This window comes from Streptomyces sp. NPDC048523 (assembly GCF_043199815.1).
Lineage (GTDB): Bacteria > Actinomycetota > Actinomycetes > Streptomycetales > Streptomycetaceae > Streptomyces.
In genome coordinates this window covers 209,968-225,669 of sequence record NZ_JBICWQ010000003.1, presented here as the reverse complement: position 1 = coordinate 225,669, position 15,702 = coordinate 209,968, and the positions used below count along the sequence as shown (strand labels likewise).

Sequence of the window (15,702 nt, the reverse complement as noted above, 5' to 3'; positions counted from 1 at the left end):
CCGGGAGACACGACGAAGATCACCATACCCCTCGCCCACGAGGCCGCAAGGCAACCGTGACCGCGCCTCCAGGAACGCCGAAGAGCGACCACCCGGATGGATGATCGCTCTTCGGCGCTTGCGCGTTACAGGCCGATCGGGGCCTGTGGGGTGTTACTTGACCTCGACGGAGGCGCCGGCGCCCTTGAGGGACTCGGCGGCCTTCTCGGCGGCGTCCTTGGCGACCTTCTCGAGAACGGGCTTCGGGGCGCCGTCCACGAGGTCCTTGGCCTCCTTCAGACCCAGGGAGGTCAGCTCACGCACGACCTTGATGACCTGGATCTTCTTGTCGCCCGCACCGGTGAGGATGACGTCGAACTCGTCCTTCTCCTCCTCGACCGGGGCAGCCGGGCCACCCTGGGCCGGGCCCGCGACGGCGACGGCCGCGGCGGCGGTGACGTCGAACTTCTCCTCGAAGGCCTTCACGAACTCGGAGAGCTCGATGAGGGTCATCTCCTCGAACTGCGCGAGCAGGTCTTCCTGGCTGAGCTTCGCCATGAGGGGCGATCCTTCCACTAATGTCGGCAGGTGCCGGTTGTATCGATACGGCGGGCGTACTTACGGCCCGCTACGACCCGCGCCTCACGCGGCGTGGATCAATGCGCGAGCCGAGTTACTCGGCACCGCCCTGCTCGTCCTGCTTGGCGCGAAGCGCGTCCACGGTGCGGACGAGCTTCGACGGGAGCGCCTGGAAGACCTGAGCAGCCTGAGTCTGCTTGCCCTTGAAGGCGCCCGCCAGCTTGGCGAGCAGAACCTCGCGGGACTCGAGGTCCGCGAGCTTCTTGATCTCATCGGCGGACAGCGCCTTGCCGTCAAGGACACCGCCCTTGATGACGAGGTTCGGGTTGTCCTTGGCGAAGTCACGAAGACCCTTCGCCGACGTCACCGGGTCACCGGTGATGAAGGCAACCGCTGTCGGACCGTTGAACAGGTCGTCGAGCGTCGAGATCCCGGCCTCGTTGGCCGCGATCTTGGTCAGCGTGTTCTTCACCACGGCGTACTGGGCGTCTTCACCGAGCGAACGACGCAGCGTCTTGAGCTGCGCCACGGTGAGACCCCGGTACTCGGTCAGCACGGCGGCGTTCGAGCTGCGGAACTGCTCCGTCAGCTCGGCTACCGCGGCAGCCTTGTCGGGCCTTGCCATAGAGCGTCGGCCTCCTTCCGGGTGATGAGGACCGCTCGGAAGGGGCTGCACAAAACGAAACGCCCCGGCGCAGGCGCACGGGGCGTAGCTCTACCGGAATCACTGACGCGATCCTGGGAGCACTTCCACGGTCACCTGCGCGGGTCGTCCGCAGAATTCAGCGGATCCTTCGGCCACCGCCCCCTCTTGCGAGGACACGGCAACGACCAGCGGTCTTTGGCTTCTGTAGGAGCGTACGGGACCGGATCCCTGTCAAGCAAATCCGGCCCTACGGCGTTCAGCTGTTCTGGAGTTCCTTCATCATCTCGGCCAGGTCCGCGGTCTCCTTGGCGGGCGGCGCCGTGACGGTCACCGGCTTGTTGTAGTCGAGGAAGGTGAAGGTCATGTCGAACTTGCCCTTGTCGGCGTCGCCCCGCATGCGGAACTGCTTGGCGTGGTCCTCACCGTCGACCCACATGTCCATCGTGAACTTGTCCAGGCCCAGCTTCTCGATCTGCTGGGTGCTCTTCTCACGCTGCTCACGGACCGACTTGTCGGCGTCCTTGTAGGAGGCCTTGAGCTCGGCCAGGGTGACGTCGCCCGCGTAGTGGGTCGTCTTGACCCCGTCGACGGTCTCGGTGCCGACCTTCTTCACGTCCTTGGCGCTGTTGAGGAAGGCGGACATGCTGGCCGGGTTCTGGTCGGCCTGGCCGGCGCCGGGAGCGGTCGCGCCGAGGCCGCCCTCCTTGTCGAGCCCGGACAGGTCGAACTTCATCCACTTCTTGCCGTCCATCTCCTTGGCCAGCTCGGCGTTGCCGCCGATGTACATGGCCTTGTCGACGAGCCGGATCTCGGCGGAGCCCTCCTTGGGCGAGGTCATCTTCATGCTCATCGCGATGTCGGGCTTGGTCCGCATGGAGGCCTCGGCCACCACCTGCCCCTGCTCGGGGATCTCGCCCTTCATGCGGTAGCGGAAGGAGGTGATCTCCTCCGTGTTCTTCGCCGCCTTGGCGACCGCCGCCGCGGGAGTCATCTCGGGCGACTCCTCGTCCCCCTTGGAACAGCTCACCGCACCCGCGGCCAGGGCCACGGCGGCGAGTCCGGCACCGATGGTCCGACCGCGCACGGAACGTCGTACAGAAATAGACATTGATTCCCCCCAAGGAACACATGGTCGATTCACAGCAAGACCGCGAGTTTATCCGAGAGGGACCCGAGGGGTCCGTGAATTCCCCGCTGCTCAGGTGGGGTTGATGCTCGACTGTGACAGGAGGGTCTTGAAGTCCTCGGTGTCGGCGGCCGGCGGCTTCCGTACGGCGACCTTGACGCCGTAGTCGCTGTAGTGGGCGGTCTGGGTCACCCTGCCGTTCGCCGTACTGGTCTTCTCGATCTTCTTGACCAGCAGGTTCTTCTCGTTGACCCAGATGTCGACGGTCTCGGCGGTGACCTCGGCGTCCTGAAGGCGGCGGCGGAGCTCGGTGTCGGTGACGTTCCGGACGTCCACCGTGCCGGTGTAGTGCGTGGTGCTCTGGCCGTCCACGGTCTCCCGGCCGAGCTCGCGCACGTCGTCGGAGTCCAGCAGCAGCCGCACCGACTGGTTGGGGGTGGTGGAGCGCATCTGGTCGGCGAGGTCGGCGCCGCCGCCGAGGGTCTTCAGGTCGTCGTAGGCGTACCTGAGCCAGTGCTTGCCGCCCGTCTTGGCGGCGAAGGTGTCGCCCATGCGCGCGTAGTACGCGTCGGAGAGGTAGCGGGCCTCCATGGAGGTGACACCCAGGTCGCGCATCGTCTCGGCCGCGGTGCCGCCGGTGTAGTCGATGGTGAGGGCGCCGGAGAGGCCGTCGCGCCAGGCGAGGACGCCGTCGGCGGTGAGGGACAGCTGGGTGCCCATCACGGTGGTGGATCTCACCCGGGCGGTCCGGGCCCGCTCGGTGGAGTGCTCGGCGGTGCGCAGGGCCGCCAGGGAGGCGGGGGCCGAGGCCGTGTGCTCCTCCTTCGCCGGCCGGTCGGAGGAACCGGAGGACGTACAGGCGGCGAGTCCCGCCAGTGCGGCGGCCGTGGTGAGCCGGACCGTCGTCCTCTTCATGCGTCCCCCTGGTGCAGGTGCCCTGCTCGCACGCTAACTCAGAGCACGCTCCCCGCACATGGGAACGGGCCCCGCACCTTTGAAGGTGCGGGGCCCGTGAAACCTGCCGGTGGCTCAGACCGCGGCCGGGTCCTCCTCGACGAGGAGGTTGCGGGTGCGGTTGGAGTCGAGCGGAATGCCGGGGCCCATCGTGGTGCTGATGGCGGCCTTCTTGATGTACCGGCCCTTGGCGGCGGACGGCTTCAGACGGAGGATCTCCTCCAGCGCCGCGCCGTAGTTCTCCACCAGCTTGGTGTCGTCGAACGACGTCTTGCCGATGATGAAGTGCAGGTTCGAGTGCTTGTCGACGCGGAACTCGATCTTGCCGCCCTTGATGTCGTTGACAGCCTTGGTGACATCGGGGGTGACGGTGCCGGTCTTGGGGTTCGGCATGAGACCACGGGGACCGAGCACGCGGCCGAGGCGGCCGACCTTGCCCATGAGGTCCGGGGTGGCGACGACGGCGTCGAAGTCCAGACGGCCCTTCGACACCTCGTCGATGAGCTCGTCGGCGCCGACGATGTCGGCGCCCGCGGCACGAGCGGCCTCGGCACGGTCACCGGTCGCGAAGACCAGGACCCGGGCGGTCTTGCCGGTGCCGTGCGGGAGGTTCACGGTGCCACGGACCATCTGGTCCGCCTTGCGCGGGTCGACACCCAGACGGAAGGCGACCTCGACGGTGCCGTCGAACTTGGAGGTGGAGGTCTCCTTGGCGAGACGGACGGCCTCGAGCGGGGCGTAGAGCTTCTCCCGGTCGATCTTGGCGTCCGCAGCGCGGAGGGACTTGCTGCGCTTGCTCACTACTGCTCCTGAGTGTTGAGGAGTCGTGGTACGGGCCGAGCAGGCCCTTCCACGGTGCTACGAAGGTGCTGGGGGCTGGGGATCAGCCCTCGACCGTGATGCCCATGGAACGGGCGGTGCCAGCGATGATCTTGGACGCGGCGTCCAGGTCGTTGGCGTTCAGGTCGGGGAGCTTGGTCGTGGCGATCTCACGGACCTGCGCCTGGGTGATCTTGGCGACCTTGGTCTTGTGCGGCTCGCCGGAGCCCTTCTCGACACCCGCGGCCTTGAGGATCATCTTCGCGGCCGGCGGAGTCTTGGTCACGAAGGTGAAGGAGCGGTCCTCGTAGACCGTGATCTCCACCGGGATGACCCAGCCACGCTGCGACTCGGTCGCGGCGTTGTAGGCCTTGCAGAACTCCATGATGTTGACGCCGTGCTGACCGAGCGCGGGGCCGACCGGCGGGGCGGGGTTCGCCGCACCGGCGTTGATCTGGAGCTTGATGAGCCCCGTGACCTTCTTCTTCTTGGGAGGCATAGCTCTCCGGGTCCTTTCGATTCGGGTCCTGCCTGCCTACGGGGACCACCCGAACGCAGGCATACCGCACAACGATAGCGGGTATAGATGCGCGGCCAAAAACCGACCAGGTCAGACGAGCTGTGACAGCCCGCCTGACCTGGTCGGAAGCTCTGTCCGGAAGAAACTAGTTCTTCTGGAAGTGGTGCGCCAAGTCTCTCACGTGGGGCGCTCTGCGGACGCCGGTTTCTGACCAGCGCGAACGCTGTGATCAGTTGTCATCATCTGTCAACGTCGGTTCGCCTCGCACGGCCCCCAGACGGCCCCGGCTCCCATCCACTCCCCCCTCCTCCACCTCCTTCACCCCCTCCTCCCCTTCCGCCCCTGTCGGCTGAAGGTCGAAGACGGCGAGAGGTCGGCTCCGAGACTTTGGGCTGGAGCTGCCATGGGGCGAGTGATCATGGCCCCGTAAGCTTCCGGCGAGTCGGGCAGTCTGTGGACCTGCCCGTTAAAGCACGACGTTGGGGCCATGATCTTCGAGGCTCGCCCCATGGTGGCTGCCTAAAGTCTCGGAGCCGACCGGCCCCGCCGGCGTAGTCCGGCTTCTACCTATAGGGCCGTAACTCGCTTGCGGCCCCAGGGGCCCAGGCCCGGACGCCGAAGGCGTAGAGGGCCAGGGCCCAAGGGGCCAGCCCGCGCTTGCGCGGGCACTTGATGAGGTAGAGAAACCCGTAACTGGGGGCCACCGGGGGCCGCTAAGCATCCCGACAGGAAGGCTGGCTACTGAAGGTCGTAGTCCGCCTCAAGAACGCGACCCGGCCCCATGTAGTCGCGCGCGTACTCGGTGATCTGTCCATGTTGATCCCAGTAGCGGTTGGCCATGCTCAGTACCGGGGTGCCTGGATCAAGGTCCAGAAGGGAGGCGACACCTTCCGGAAGCTCCTCGATCGACACAGTGTCCCGGCGCTTGATCGCCCGGCGGCCTGTCCGGTCCTCAATCAGGCCGAACGTCATCTTCGGGAGTGGCCCTGTCGAGATCAGCTCCGGAGCGGCTTCCGCCATCTCGCCCGGCAGCCAAGAAGTAGACAGAGCGATCACCCCGTCTTCATCCAAGTACCGGCGCCGACGCTGGACGACTTGCGTCCCCTCCCCTACTTCTAGGGCGTCGGCCACCTCAGCGCTTGCGGGCACCAATTCCGCGCTGATGATCTCGACCCGTTCGCCGGGCCTGAACCCGCTACCCGTCGCTCGCTGCAACTGAAGTCGGTCAGGTCCCGTTGTGAGCTTGCCAGGCATACGCGCCACCGTTCCGATCCCAGGGATGGTTTCTGCATATCCCTCTGCCCGGAGGACGGACGCGACTCGCGTAGCCGTGGCCACTGAGACACCTTCGTCACGCACGATCTCCCGGACCGACGGAATGCGATCTCCGGGCTGCAACTCGCCACGTTCGATCCGGTCCTTGATCTGCGCGGCAATACGCCGATACGGCGGCAGCGCTGGCGAGTTCCCGGCCATGCACACAGCTCCCTTCTAGAGCACTTTAGAACACCCCCTTGACGGTCGAGGTGCTCTAAAACACTATAGAGCTGTGCCTCACGCTCCGACAGGTGACATTCGGCACGAAATACGCCATGCCCAGGGGCGGCGCTCAACCGCCAAGAAGAACCGCCGCCCCTGGCTCCCTGGAAGGGATGCCCCATCATGCCCGGAACGCTGGTTGCTTCGCACACCCTGGCCACTGCGTTACTCGAAGATCTGGAAGCCATGGAGCGCGCTGTTGCGCTCTACGCCTCAGACATGCCGACTCGCTACCTGCTGCGGGGGCCTCACGACCCGGCCGTGATCGGCTGGATCGCTCAGGGCGTTGCCCGCCTTGGTCGTGAGGAGGTTCGTCAGCGCGCGTCCCGCCTGCTCGGTCACCGCAGGCTGTGGCTGCGCGACATGACCACCCCGGAGATCGACCGCCGCCACAAGGAGCGGTTTCCGTCCAAGCGGCGGCTTGGCCTCGCGGAATCCGTGGCGTCGGTCACCGTCATGTGGATCGCTCCCGCCCCGGCCGCGAGGGACCTCCCTGCCGTGATCGACGGGACGTGCCCGAGGTGTGACGGCGCCGGGAAGCTCTGGGTCAACCAGGTCATCGACGAGGCCTCCGGCTGGTACGAAGAGGGCTACGTCCCGTGCTGGGTGTGCCAGGACGGCGGTGCCGCGTGACGGACTTCCCCGTCGCCCCTGAGGCCGTGGCCGATGCTGCGGCCTCCCTGGGCACCGACCCGCTCACCCTCGCGGACATGCTCCGGGTGGCCAACTCGCCCGGCTTCGACCGCTGGCAGGAACAGGTCCGCCGTACCGGTGGCTGCGCGCATCCGATCCGCCTCCAGGGCCAGACCGTCACCCGCGACGCCAAGACCGGTGACGTCCTCTACTCCTACAGCACTGAGGCTGAGCCGGGCGGCATGCTGCGGGTGGCCTGCGGCAACCGCCGTGCCTCGCGCTGCCCGGCCTGCGCGTGGACCTACGCCGGGGACACCTACCACCTGATCCGTGCCGGGATCACCGGTGACCTCAACAAGGGCGTCTCGCCGTTCGTGCGGGATCACCCCCGGGTCTTCGCCACCCTCACCGCGCCCTCGTTCGGGCCCGTGCACAACCGGCCGGACTCCGGACGCTGCCGCTGCGGGAGCTCCCATGCTGAGGACGATCCCGCCCTCGGTACGGCGCTGGCCCCGGACCGGTACGACTACGCGGGTGCGGTGCTGTTCAACAACTTCGCCGGGGACCTGTGGCGCCGGTTCACGATCTACCTCCGCCGTGAGATCGCCGCACGGGCCGGGCTCACGCAGTCCGCACTGAAGGAGGTGTGCCGGGTCTCCTTCGGGAAGGTTGCTGAGTTCCAGAAGCGGGGCGCCGTTCACTTCCACGCCGTGGTGCGCCTCGACGGGCCGGACGGCCCGGACACCACCCCGCCAGCGTGGGCCACGATCGCTCTCCTGGACGATGCGATCCGTGCCGCTGCCGATCGGGTCTCCGTGCCGGTGCCTGCTTCCGGCGGCTTTCCCGCGCGGGTACTGCGGTGGGGCTCTCAGGTCGACGTGCAGCCGATCGGCGCCCTCGGACATGAGGAGCTGACCGAAGCGGCGGTGGCCTCCTACGTCGCTAAGTACGCCACCAAGGCAGCGGAGACCACGGGCACCGTAGATCACCGGATCGGGGAGCTGGCCGAACTCGACAAGCTCCCTCTGCCTGCCCACACCCGGCGCCTGATCGAAGCTTGCTGGGACCTGGACGACGCCTACCCGGACCGGATGCTGGCGCGGTGGGCTCACATGCTCGGCTTCCGCGGGCACTTCTCGACCAAGTCCCGTCGCTACTCCACCACCCTCGGCGCCCTCCGGCAGGTGCGCGCCGACTACCGCGCCCGCCAAGAGCGCCGCGAACGGGGCCTGTCCGAGGACCTCGACGACTCGGAGGGCTCCACGCTCGTGCTCGCCCACTGGACCTACGCCGGACAGGGCCACACGCCGGGGGAGTCCTGGCTGGCCGAATCGATCGCAAAGGACATCCGACTGAACCGAGAGATCGCACGTGAAGCCCTCGCCGATCAACCCGACCCGGGCGATTGGGGGGTGTGCGCATGAGGCTCCCCGATCAGTACCTCACCCCGGAAGACCTCGTGGTCATGCTGCGCCTGCCCAGCGTGGACACCGTCTATCAATGGCGACGCAAGGGCACTGGACCGCGCGGCTTCCGCGTTGGCCGGCATCTCCGCTTCGACCCGGAAGACGTCCGGGCCTGGGTGGAATCCCTCATGGAAGGGGCTGCCTGATGGCCGGACACGTCCAAGACCGCTGGTACAAGACCGAGATCGGTTCGGACGGCAAGACGCGCAAGGTCAAGACCGACCGGTACGGCTTGGGCCTGCGCTACCGCGCGCGCTACATCGGCCCGGACGGATCCGAGAAGTCCAAGAGCTTCCCGGACCGACAGAAGCGGCTCGCTGATCAGTGGCTCTCGCACATCGAAGCGGACATGGCGCGCGGCCAGTACATCGACCCTAAGGCCGGAAAGATCACGTTCAAGCAGTACGCCGATGACTGGCTTGCCTCGCAGACGACCGACCCGGCTACCCGCGTTGCTGTCGAGAGTCGGCTACGGCTCCACGCCTTCCCGCACCTGGGCACTCGGCCGCTGGCTTCCTTCCAGCCCTCGCACATCCGTGCCTGGGCTCGGCTCCTGGAGGACACAGGGGCCGCCAGCTCGTACCGACGTGTGATCTTCGGGAACGTCTCGGCTGTACTGTCGGCCGCCGTGGATGACGGCTACCTGGCTCGCAACCCGTGCCGCGCTGGCTCGGTCCGCCCTCCCAAGCCGTCGCCGGGACGGGTCGCGCCCTGGTCGCCTGATCGCGTCTTCGCGGTCCGAGCCGGGATGCCTGATCGGCTCCGGGCCATGGTCGATGTCGGCGCTGGCTGCGGCCTACGGCAAGGTGAGATCTTCGGACTTGCCGTGGACGACGTGGATCCGCTGGCCGGTGTGCTGCACGTCACGCAACAGGTGAAGCTCGTGAACGGTCACCTGATCTTCGCTCCGCCCAAGAACAACAAGCTCCGTGACGTGCCTCTCCCTGACTCGGTGGCTGCCGTACTCGCCACGCACATGACGGCTTTCCCGCCGGTCGAGATCACGTTGCCCTGGTTGCGCTCGGACGGCCCGCCGGTGACCAAGCTCCTGTACTTCACCACTCAGGACGGCTCGGCTCTTCGCCGGAACGACTTCAACACCCACGTCTGGAAGCCCGCGCTGGCCACGGCCGGAGTGATCCCTGTCCCGGGTCCTGGCGAGCGGTACAAGGAAGCCCGCGAAGACGGCATGCATGCCCTGAGGCACTTCTACGCCTCGGTTCTCCTGGACGCTGGGGAGAACATCAAGGCTCTGAGCACCTACCTCGGGCACTCCGATGCGGGGTTCACCCTGCGGACGTACACGCACTTGATGCCCGCGAGCGAGACCCGGACCCGGAAGGCCGTGGATGCGGTCTACCTCAAGGCCCGGAGGCGTACGACGGCCCAATGACGGCCCCCAGCACGCGAGAGAGCCCCTGTCCAACGGGAAACCGCTGGTCAGGGGCTCTTTCGGATGATCGTTGACCTAGTTCTTCTGGATCTGGTCGAAGCTCAGCTCGACCGGGGTCTCGCGGCCGAAGATCTCGACGAGGCCCTTGACCTTCTTGGAGTCGGCGTTGATCTCGTTGATCGTGGCCTGCAGCGTGGCGAACGGGCCGTCGGTGACGGTGACCGAGTCGCCGACCTCGAAGTCCAGGACCTGGACCTCGACCTTGCGCTGCGGAGCCGGCTTGCCCTCGGCCTCGGCGGCCTCACGGGCGGCCTTCTCCTCGGCCTCCGGGGCGAGCATCTTGACGATCTCGTCCAGGGTCAGCGGGTACGGGTCGTAGGCGTTGCCCACGAAGCCGGTGACGCCGGGGGTGTTGCGGACGACGCCCCAGGACTCGTTCGTCAGGTCCATGCGCACCAGCACATAGCCGGGGAGCTTGTTCTGACGGATGGTCTTGCGCTCGCCGTTCTTGATCTGCGCGACCTCTTCCTGCGGCACCTCGGCCTGGAAGATGAAGTCCTCGACGTTCAGCGAGACGGCACGCTGCTCGAGGTTGGTCTTCACGCGGTTCTCGTAACCGGCGTAGGTGTGGATGACGTACCACTCGCCGGGCAGGGTCCGCAGTTCCTCGCGGAGGGCGGCGACGGGGTCGACCGGCTCGGCCGGCTCCTCCTCGGCGTCCGCCTCTTCCCCGTCCTCGACGGCCTCGATGTCGCCGCCGGACTCGATGTCACCACCGGACTCGATGTCACCGCCGGACTCGTCCTCGGCGTCGTCGTCCTCGGCGTGGAGGGCGGCTTCCTCGGCGGGCTCGCCGGCCTCGGCGTCGGCAGCCTCGACCTCGTCCAGGTCCTCGTCCGCGCCCTCGACGATGTCGAGCTCGTCGTCGACAGACTCGTCGGGCTCGATGGCGTCGTTCAGGTTCTGGTCAGACACGGTGGCTGCTTCTTCCTGGATACAAGGGGTGGAACATGCGAAAAGGGGCGCCGGTAACCTCGGCGCCCTTCGCTCTGTGCTCAGCCGAATACGTACTTGGCGGCGTGGTTGAGTCCATAGTCAATCACGGTCACCAGGCCGATCATGACGAGAACAAAGACGATCACCACGGTCGTGTACGTCGTCAGCTGGTTCCGCGACGGCCAGACGACCTTGCGGAGTTCTGCGACGATCTGCCGGTAGAAGGTCGCAAGACGCTTCAGCGGGCCCTTCTTGGCACGCTTGCCGCCCTTGCGGACCTTCTTCTTGGTGTCCGGCACTTCATCCTGGGCGCCAGGCGTGTCGATGGAGCCCACGGCATCCGCCATTCGTCCTCACCTGTTCCCGGGTCGTGGCCGTGCCGCGCCCGGTTGGAGCCGCACGGCGGTGCATTGCTGTACGTACATGCGCACACATCCTGGCGAAGGTGTGTGTAGCAGGGCCGGAGGGACTTGAACCCCCAACCGCCGGTTTTGGAGACCGGTGCTCTACCAATTGAGCTACGACCCTTTGTGTGTCCCCCAACGTACCGCATCCGACCGGGTGCTCGGTGTGCACCTGGATGGGCGGCGGCTGAAGGCCAACGAGGTGAGAGTGTACGTGGTCCACGGCCCCCCGTCGAACAGAAAGCGCCCGTACGGGGCTTGGGAGAGGAAGATCGCCCAGCGTGCGATGCGAATCCGGACGGTTGTTCAGCCGGTGTTCAGTCTGTGAAACCCGTGTGCCGGGGGAGTTTCCGGTCTGGAACGATGGGGCCCATGAGCGCTGCAATCCCTCCCACCGAGCGCCGGGTCTCCGCCCGAGTCGGCGCGATCTCCGAGTCCGCCACCCTCGCCGTGGACGCCAAGGCCAAGGCCCTCAAGGCCGCGGGGCGGCCGGTGATCGGCTTCGGCGCCGGTGAACCGGACTTCCCGACCCCGGACTACATCGTCCAGGCCGCCATCGAGGCCTGCTCGAACCCGAAGTACCACCGCTATACGCCGGCCGGCGGACTGCCCGAGCTGAAGGCCGCGATCGCCGCGAAGACGCTGCGCGACTCCGGCTACGAGGTCGAGGCGTCCCAGATCCTGGTGACCAACGGCGGAAAGCAGGCGATCTACGAGGCCTTCGCCGCGATCCTCGACCCGGGCGACGAGGTCATCGTCCCGGCGCCGTACTGGACGACCTACCCGGAGTCGATCCGGCTGGCCGGCGGTGTCCCGGTGGAGGTCGTCGCCGACGAGACGACCGGCTACCGGGTCTCCGTCGACCAGCTGGAGGCGGCCCGCACGGAGAAGACGAAGGTCGTCCTCTTCGTCTCCCCCTCCAACCCGACCGGTGCCGTCTACAGCCAGGCCGACGCCGAGGCAATCGGCCGCTGGGCCGTCGAGCACGGCCTGTGGGTGCTGACCGACGAGATCTACGAGCACCTCGTCTACGGCGACGCGACGTTCACCTCGCTGCCCGCGCTCCTGCCCGAGCTGCGCGACAAGTGCGTCGTCGTCAACGGGGTGGCGAAGACGTACGCCATGACCGGCTGGCGGGTGGGCTGGATCATCGGCCCGAAGGACGTCGTCAAGGCCGCGACCAACCTGCAGTCGCACGCCACGTCCAACGTGTCCAACGTCGCCCAGGTCGCGGCCCTCGCCGCGGTCTCCGGCAACCTCGACGCGGTGGCGGAGATGCGCACGGCCTTCGACCGCCGCCGCAAGACCATCGTCCGCATGCTCAACGAGATCGACGGCGTGCTCTGCCCGGAGCCCGAGGGCGCCTTCTACGCCTACCCGTCGGTCAAGGCCCTGCTCGGCAAGGAGATCCGCGGCAGGCGCCCGCAGGACACGGTCGAGCTGGCCGCGCTGATCCTGGAGGAGGCCGAGGTCGCGGTCGTCCCGGGCGAGGCCTTCGGCACGCCGGGCTATCTGCGGCTGTCGTACGCGCTGGGTGACGAGGATCTCGTCGAGGGCGTCTCGCGGATCCAGAAGCTGCTGGCGGAGGCGCGGGACTGAGATCGCCGTAGTCATGGGACCCCCTCACATGAGGGGGTCCCATTTTTTTGTGCGAGCAAGACCACTAAAGGGGAAAGCGGTACCGGGACACCGGTGACGTACGGCAGGATCCTCGAATGGAGCGTGTACGTGATGTCTCTGAGCTGCCGAAAGCCCATCTGCACCTGCACTTCACCGGATCCATGCGGCCGGGGACGGTTCTGGAGCTGGCCGACAAGTACGGCGTACGCCTGCCGGATGCGCTGACCGAAGCACTGACCAGCGGGGAACCGCCGAAACTGCGGGCCACGGACGAGCGGGGCTGGTTCCGTTTCCAGCGCCTGTACGACGCGGCCCGCTCGTGCCTCAGAGAGCCCGAGGACATCCGGCGGCTGGTGCGGGAGGCCGCGGAGGAGGACGTCCGCGACGGCTCGGGGTGGCTGGAGATCCAGGTCGACCCGACGTCGTACGCCCCCATGCTCGGCGGACTGATCCCCGCGCTGGAGATCATCCTGGACGCGGTGGAGACCACCTCGCGGGAGACGGGGCTCGGGATGCGGGTGCTGGTCGCCGCGAACCGGATGAAGCATCCCCTGGACGCGCGCACCCTGGCCCGGCTGGCGGTGCGGTACGCGGACAAGGGCGTGGTCGGCTTCGGCCTCTCGAACGACGAACGCCGTGGCCTGGCAAGGGACTTCGACCGGGCCTTCAACATCGCGCGCGAGGGCGGGCTGCTGTCGGCGCCGCACGGTGGCGAGCTGGCCGGGCCGTCGTCGGTACGGGACTGTCTGGACGATCTGGACGCGAACCGGATCGGGCACGGGGTGCGCGCGGCGGACGACCCGCGGCTGCTGAAGCGGCTGGCGGACCGGCAGGTGACGTGCGAGGTGTGCCCGGCGTCCAATGTGGCGCTCGGCGTCTACGAGAAGCACGAGGATGTGCCGCTGCGGAAACTGTTCGAGGCCGGGGTACCGATGGCGCTGGGCGCCGACGACCCGCTGCTGTTCGGATCCCGGCTGGCGGCGCAGTACGAGATCGCCCGGCGGTATCACGGCTTCTCGGACGCGGAACTGGCGGAGCTGGCCCGGCAGTCGGTACGGGCCTCGGCGGCACCGGAGGACGTGAAGACCAAACTGCTGTCGGGGGTGGACGACTGGCTCAGTGGCCCGGTGGCTTGAAGTGGGCGTAGGGCGGATAGGGCTTGAAGCAGATCAGGATCTCGCGGGGGTGCCCGCCGCCGGGCTCGTCCTTCAGCCAGATCCCCGCGACCATGGCCGAGCGTCCTTTGCCGACGCCCTTCTGGCGTGGTCCCCAGCCCGCGGCGTACGCGAAGTTCACGGCCGCCCCGGCGAAGGCGTCCCGGCTGCCGAACAGGAAGAACGTGCGCGCGTGCGTGGCGTGCCGCAGTTCGTCCCGGAAGTCCGCGCGCGTGTGTCGTTGCCTCCACGCGTCGGCGTCCTTGTGCGTACGTGCCTCGTCGGTGCGTACGGACAGGGGGGTGCCGGCCTTGAGTGTGCGCCGCAGCTCGGGCCACTTGCTGGGGCGCAGGCCGTACGAGTGGTGTGCGAGGACGATGTCGACGCGCTGCCCCTGGCCCTCGTCCGGCGGGATGCCGTCCCGCAGGGGTACGTGGACGATCGTGTGCCGTGAGCAGGCGGCGAAGGAGAACAGACCGGCGAGCCGGTTCAGGCCGTCGTGGTCGCCGAGGAGCATGCCGATCGGTTCCGGCGCGGTCAGCGAGGTGTGGCGCAGGGTGTGGCGGGGCTGGACCACACGGTGTTCGTGAGGTCCGGTGCGGGGTCTGAACTCGGTGAGACTCAGCCGCATGCGGGGGTCCTGGACGTCATGGGCCCAGCGTGGCCGCCGGGGTCGGGCGTCGGCAAACGGTATTCCGCGCCGGGGAGGGGGCGCGCCGCGGAGGGGTGCTCGGGTGCGGGGTGCGGGGGTGCGGGGTGCGGGTGCGTGGCCTAGAGGGTGACGCCGACTGTCACGGGTTCGTTGACCAGGGTGATGCCGAAGGTGTCCCTTACACCTGCCACGACCTCTCGGGCCAGGGCGAGGAGGTCCTCCGTGGTGGCGTTGCCGCGGTTGGTGAGGGCCAGGGTGTGCTTGGTGGAGATGCGGGCCGGGCCGGTGCCGTAGCCCTTGGTGAAGCCGGCCTTGTCGATGAGCCAGGCCGCGGAGGTCTTGGTGCGGCCGTCGCCCGCGGGGTAGGCGGGGGGTTCGGTGTCCTCGCCCAAGTGGTGCTTCACGCGCGTGTGGAACTCCGCGAACTGGGTGGCCGTGAGGATGGGGTTGGTGAAGAAGGAGCCTGCCGACCAGGTGTCGTGGTCGTCGGGGTCCAGGACCATGCCCTTTCCGGCGCGCAGCTTCAGGACGGTTGTGCGGGCGTCGGTGAGGGGGACGCGGTCGCCGGGCTCGACACCCAGGGTGCGGGCGGTTTCGGCGTACTTGATCGGCGCGGAGAGGCCGCCGGCGTCCTCCAGGTCGAAGTGGACGCGCAGGACGACGTAGCGGGCGGGGTCTTCCTTGAAGCGGCTGTGGCGGTAGGAGAAGGCGCAGTCGTCGTTGGTGAGGGTGACGGTTTCGCCGCTGTGGCGGTCGTAGGCGATGACCTCGGTGATGGTGGAGGACACCTCCTGGCCGTAGGCGCCGACGTTCTGGATGGGGGTCGCGCCCGCGGAGCCGGGGATGCCGGCGAGGCACTCGACACCGGCGAGTCCGGCGTCCACGGTGCGTTCGACGGCGTCGGTCCAGACCTCGCCGGCGGCGAGCTCCAGGCGGGTGCCGGTGAGCTCGAAACCCTTCGTGGCGATGACGAGCGCGGTGCCCTCGAATCCCTTGTCCCCGATGACGAGGTTGGACCCGCCGCCGATCACGAGGAGCGGCGTGCCGGTGGCGTCGGCCTCGCGGACGACATCGATCACCTCGGCGTCGGTCGTCGCGGTGACGAGCCGGGTGGCGGGGCCGCCGAGGCGGAAGGTGGTCAGGGGGGCGAGGGGGGCGTCGTGTCGTTCCTGCACGCGGTACAGGGTACGGGGGCCTCCGGCGGTTGAGCGGGTACGGGTGC

At 67.9% G+C, this 15,702-nt stretch carries 17 protein-coding genes and 1 tRNA gene; 6 read left to right on the top strand and 12 right to left on the bottom strand.

The genetic code is table 11. The annotated features are described in order from the left end of the window. Positions 1-153: 153 nt before the first annotated feature. The 7 genes from rplL to ACGFWE_RS16825 form a co-directional block, all read right to left on the bottom strand. A complete protein-coding gene (gene rplL, locus ACGFWE_RS16855; RefSeq protein ID WP_030039747.1) occupies positions 154-537 on the bottom strand; it encodes a 50S ribosomal protein L7/L12 in 384 nt (127 codons plus the stop codon). Between the two features lie 115 nt (positions 538-652). Then, positions 653-1,183 (bottom strand): 50S ribosomal protein L10, encoded by a 531-nt coding sequence (rplJ, locus tag ACGFWE_RS16850; protein ID WP_007384048.1) that lies wholly within the window; start codon positions 1,181-1,183, stop codon positions 653-655. A 277-nt stretch (positions 1,184-1,460) separates the two neighbouring features. After that, positions 1,461-2,312 carry an LppX_LprAFG lipoprotein gene (locus ACGFWE_RS16845; RefSeq protein WP_393600325.1) on the bottom strand — a complete coding sequence of 284 codons (852 nt, stop codon included), beginning with the start codon at positions 2,310-2,312 and terminating at the stop codon, positions 1,461-1,463. Positions 2,313-2,402: 90 nt separating this feature from the next. Then, the gene (locus ACGFWE_RS16840) at positions 2,403-3,245 is read right to left on the bottom strand and encodes a hypothetical protein (protein ID WP_393600324.1); all 843 of its coding nucleotides are present in this window, start codon (positions 3,243-3,245) and stop codon (positions 2,403-2,405) included. A gap of 114 nt (positions 3,246-3,359) precedes the next feature. Then, a complete protein-coding gene (rplA, locus tag ACGFWE_RS16835; protein ID WP_352389250.1) occupies positions 3,360-4,085 on the bottom strand; it encodes a 50S ribosomal protein L1 in 726 nt (241 codons plus the stop codon). 82 nt (positions 4,086-4,167) lie between these two features. Continuing rightward, a complete protein-coding gene (gene rplK / locus ACGFWE_RS16830) occupies positions 4,168-4,602 on the bottom strand; it encodes a 50S ribosomal protein L11 (protein ID WP_019072313.1) in 435 nt (144 codons plus the stop codon). Between the two features lie 759 nt (positions 4,603-5,361). Next, entirely contained in the window at positions 5,362-6,099 is a 738-nt protein-coding gene (locus ACGFWE_RS16825) for a GntR family transcriptional regulator (RefSeq protein ID WP_393600323.1), read from the bottom strand. A gap of 186 nt (positions 6,100-6,285) precedes the next feature. On the opposite strand from ACGFWE_RS16825, the gene ACGFWE_RS16820 reads away from it, so the two are divergent. The 4 genes from ACGFWE_RS16820 to ACGFWE_RS16805 are packed head-to-tail and all read left to right on the top strand — an operon-like array spanning position 6,286 to position 9,654. Next, positions 6,286-6,795 (top strand): hypothetical protein, encoded by a 510-nt coding sequence (locus ACGFWE_RS16820; protein WP_393600322.1) that lies wholly within the window; start codon positions 6,286-6,288, stop codon positions 6,793-6,795. Positions 6,796-6,821: 26 nt separating this feature from the next. Continuing rightward, complete coding sequence (gene repSA, locus ACGFWE_RS16815) at positions 6,822-8,219, top strand: replication initiator protein RepSA (RefSeq protein ID WP_393600773.1); 1,398 nt, start codon at positions 6,822-6,824, stop codon at positions 8,217-8,219. Next, positions 8,216-8,407, top strand: a complete 192-nt coding sequence (locus ACGFWE_RS16810; protein WP_393600321.1) for a helix-turn-helix transcriptional regulator — start codon at positions 8,216-8,218, stop codon at positions 8,405-8,407. Before repSA ends, ACGFWE_RS16810 begins: the two co-directional genes overlap by 4 nt. Next, positions 8,407-9,654 carry a tyrosine-type recombinase/integrase gene (locus tag ACGFWE_RS16805; RefSeq protein WP_393600320.1) on the top strand — a complete coding sequence of 416 codons (1,248 nt, stop codon included), beginning with the start codon at positions 8,407-8,409 and terminating at the stop codon, positions 9,652-9,654. Before ACGFWE_RS16810 ends, ACGFWE_RS16805 begins: the two co-directional genes overlap by 1 nt. A 75-nt stretch (positions 9,655-9,729) precedes the next feature. Here ACGFWE_RS16805 and nusG read toward each other — a convergent pair whose 3' ends face one another. From nusG to ACGFWE_RS16790, 3 genes are all read right to left on the bottom strand, one after another. Then, the gene (gene nusG / locus ACGFWE_RS16800) at positions 9,730-10,629 is read right to left on the bottom strand and encodes a transcription termination/antitermination protein NusG (RefSeq protein WP_393600319.1); all 900 of its coding nucleotides are present in this window, start codon (positions 10,627-10,629) and stop codon (positions 9,730-9,732) included. An 80-nt stretch (positions 10,630-10,709) separates the two neighbouring features. Then, positions 10,710-10,997 carry a preprotein translocase subunit SecE gene (secE, locus tag ACGFWE_RS16795; RefSeq protein WP_352389252.1) on the bottom strand — a complete coding sequence of 96 codons (288 nt, stop codon included), beginning with the start codon at positions 10,995-10,997 and terminating at the stop codon, positions 10,710-10,712. A 108-nt stretch (positions 10,998-11,105) separates the two neighbouring features. Next, a tRNA-Trp gene (locus ACGFWE_RS16790) sits at positions 11,106-11,178 on the bottom strand. A 248-nt stretch (positions 11,179-11,426) separates the two neighbouring features. Here ACGFWE_RS16790 and ACGFWE_RS16785 point away from each other — a divergent pair. Next, positions 11,427-12,653, top strand: a complete 1,227-nt coding sequence (locus tag ACGFWE_RS16785) for a pyridoxal phosphate-dependent aminotransferase (protein WP_352389253.1) — start codon at positions 11,427-11,429, stop codon at positions 12,651-12,653. A 116-nt stretch (positions 12,654-12,769) separates the two neighbouring features. After that, positions 12,770-13,810 (top strand): adenosine deaminase, encoded by a 1,041-nt coding sequence (locus ACGFWE_RS16780; protein WP_352389254.1) that lies wholly within the window; start codon positions 12,770-12,772, stop codon positions 13,808-13,810. Here the strand turns inward: ACGFWE_RS16780 and ACGFWE_RS16775 are convergent. After that, positions 13,791-14,459 (bottom strand): hypothetical protein, encoded by a 669-nt coding sequence (locus ACGFWE_RS16775; RefSeq protein ID WP_393600318.1) that lies wholly within the window; start codon positions 14,457-14,459, stop codon positions 13,791-13,793. The genes ACGFWE_RS16780 and ACGFWE_RS16775 overlap by 20 nt on opposite strands. A gap of 140 nt (positions 14,460-14,599) precedes the next feature. Further along, positions 14,600-15,655 (bottom strand): UDP-N-acetylmuramate dehydrogenase, encoded by a 1,056-nt coding sequence (locus tag ACGFWE_RS16770; RefSeq protein ID WP_393600317.1) that lies wholly within the window; start codon positions 15,653-15,655, stop codon positions 14,600-14,602. Between the last annotated feature and the right edge of the window lie 47 nt (positions 15,656-15,702).

Bases quoted from the DNA above. Each gene is read 5' to 3' on its own strand.
- ACGFWE_RS16780 (WP_352389254.1), top strand. From the start codon at position 12,770: ATGGAGCGTGTACGTGATGTCTCTGAGCTGCCGAAAGCCCATCTGCAC.
- ACGFWE_RS16820 (WP_393600322.1), top strand. From the start codon at position 6,286: ATGCCCGGAACGCTGGTTGCTTCGCACACCCTGGCCACTGCGTTACTC.
- ACGFWE_RS16810 (WP_393600321.1), top strand. From the start codon at position 8,216: ATGAGGCTCCCCGATCAGTACCTCACCCCGGAAGACCTCGTGGTCATG.
- ACGFWE_RS16825 (WP_393600323.1), bottom strand. From the start codon at position 6,099: ATGGCCGGGAACTCGCCAGCGCTGCCGCCGTATCGGCGTATTGCCGCG.
- rplL (WP_030039747.1), bottom strand. From the start codon at position 537: ATGGCGAAGCTCAGCCAGGAAGACCTGCTCGCGCAGTTCGAGGAGATG.
- ACGFWE_RS16775 (WP_393600318.1), bottom strand. From the start codon at position 14,459: ATGCGGCTGAGTCTCACCGAGTTCAGACCCCGCACCGGACCTCACGAA.
- ACGFWE_RS16845 (WP_393600325.1), bottom strand. From the start codon at position 2,312: ATGTCTATTTCTGTACGACGTTCCGTGCGCGGTCGGACCATCGGTGCC.
- rplJ (WP_007384048.1), bottom strand. From the start codon at position 1,183: ATGGCAAGGCCCGACAAGGCTGCCGCGGTAGCCGAGCTGACGGAGCAG.
- secE (WP_352389252.1), bottom strand. From the start codon at position 10,997: ATGGCGGATGCCGTGGGCTCCATCGACACGCCTGGCGCCCAGGATGAA.
- ACGFWE_RS16785 (WP_352389253.1), top strand. From the start codon at position 11,427: ATGAGCGCTGCAATCCCTCCCACCGAGCGCCGGGTCTCCGCCCGAGTC.
- rplK (WP_019072313.1), bottom strand. From the start codon at position 4,602: ATGCCTCCCAAGAAGAAGAAGGTCACGGGGCTCATCAAGCTCCAGATC.
- ACGFWE_RS16840 (WP_393600324.1), bottom strand. From the start codon at position 3,245: ATGAAGAGGACGACGGTCCGGCTCACCACGGCCGCCGCACTGGCGGGA.
- ACGFWE_RS16805 (WP_393600320.1), top strand. From the start codon at position 8,407: ATGGCCGGACACGTCCAAGACCGCTGGTACAAGACCGAGATCGGTTCG.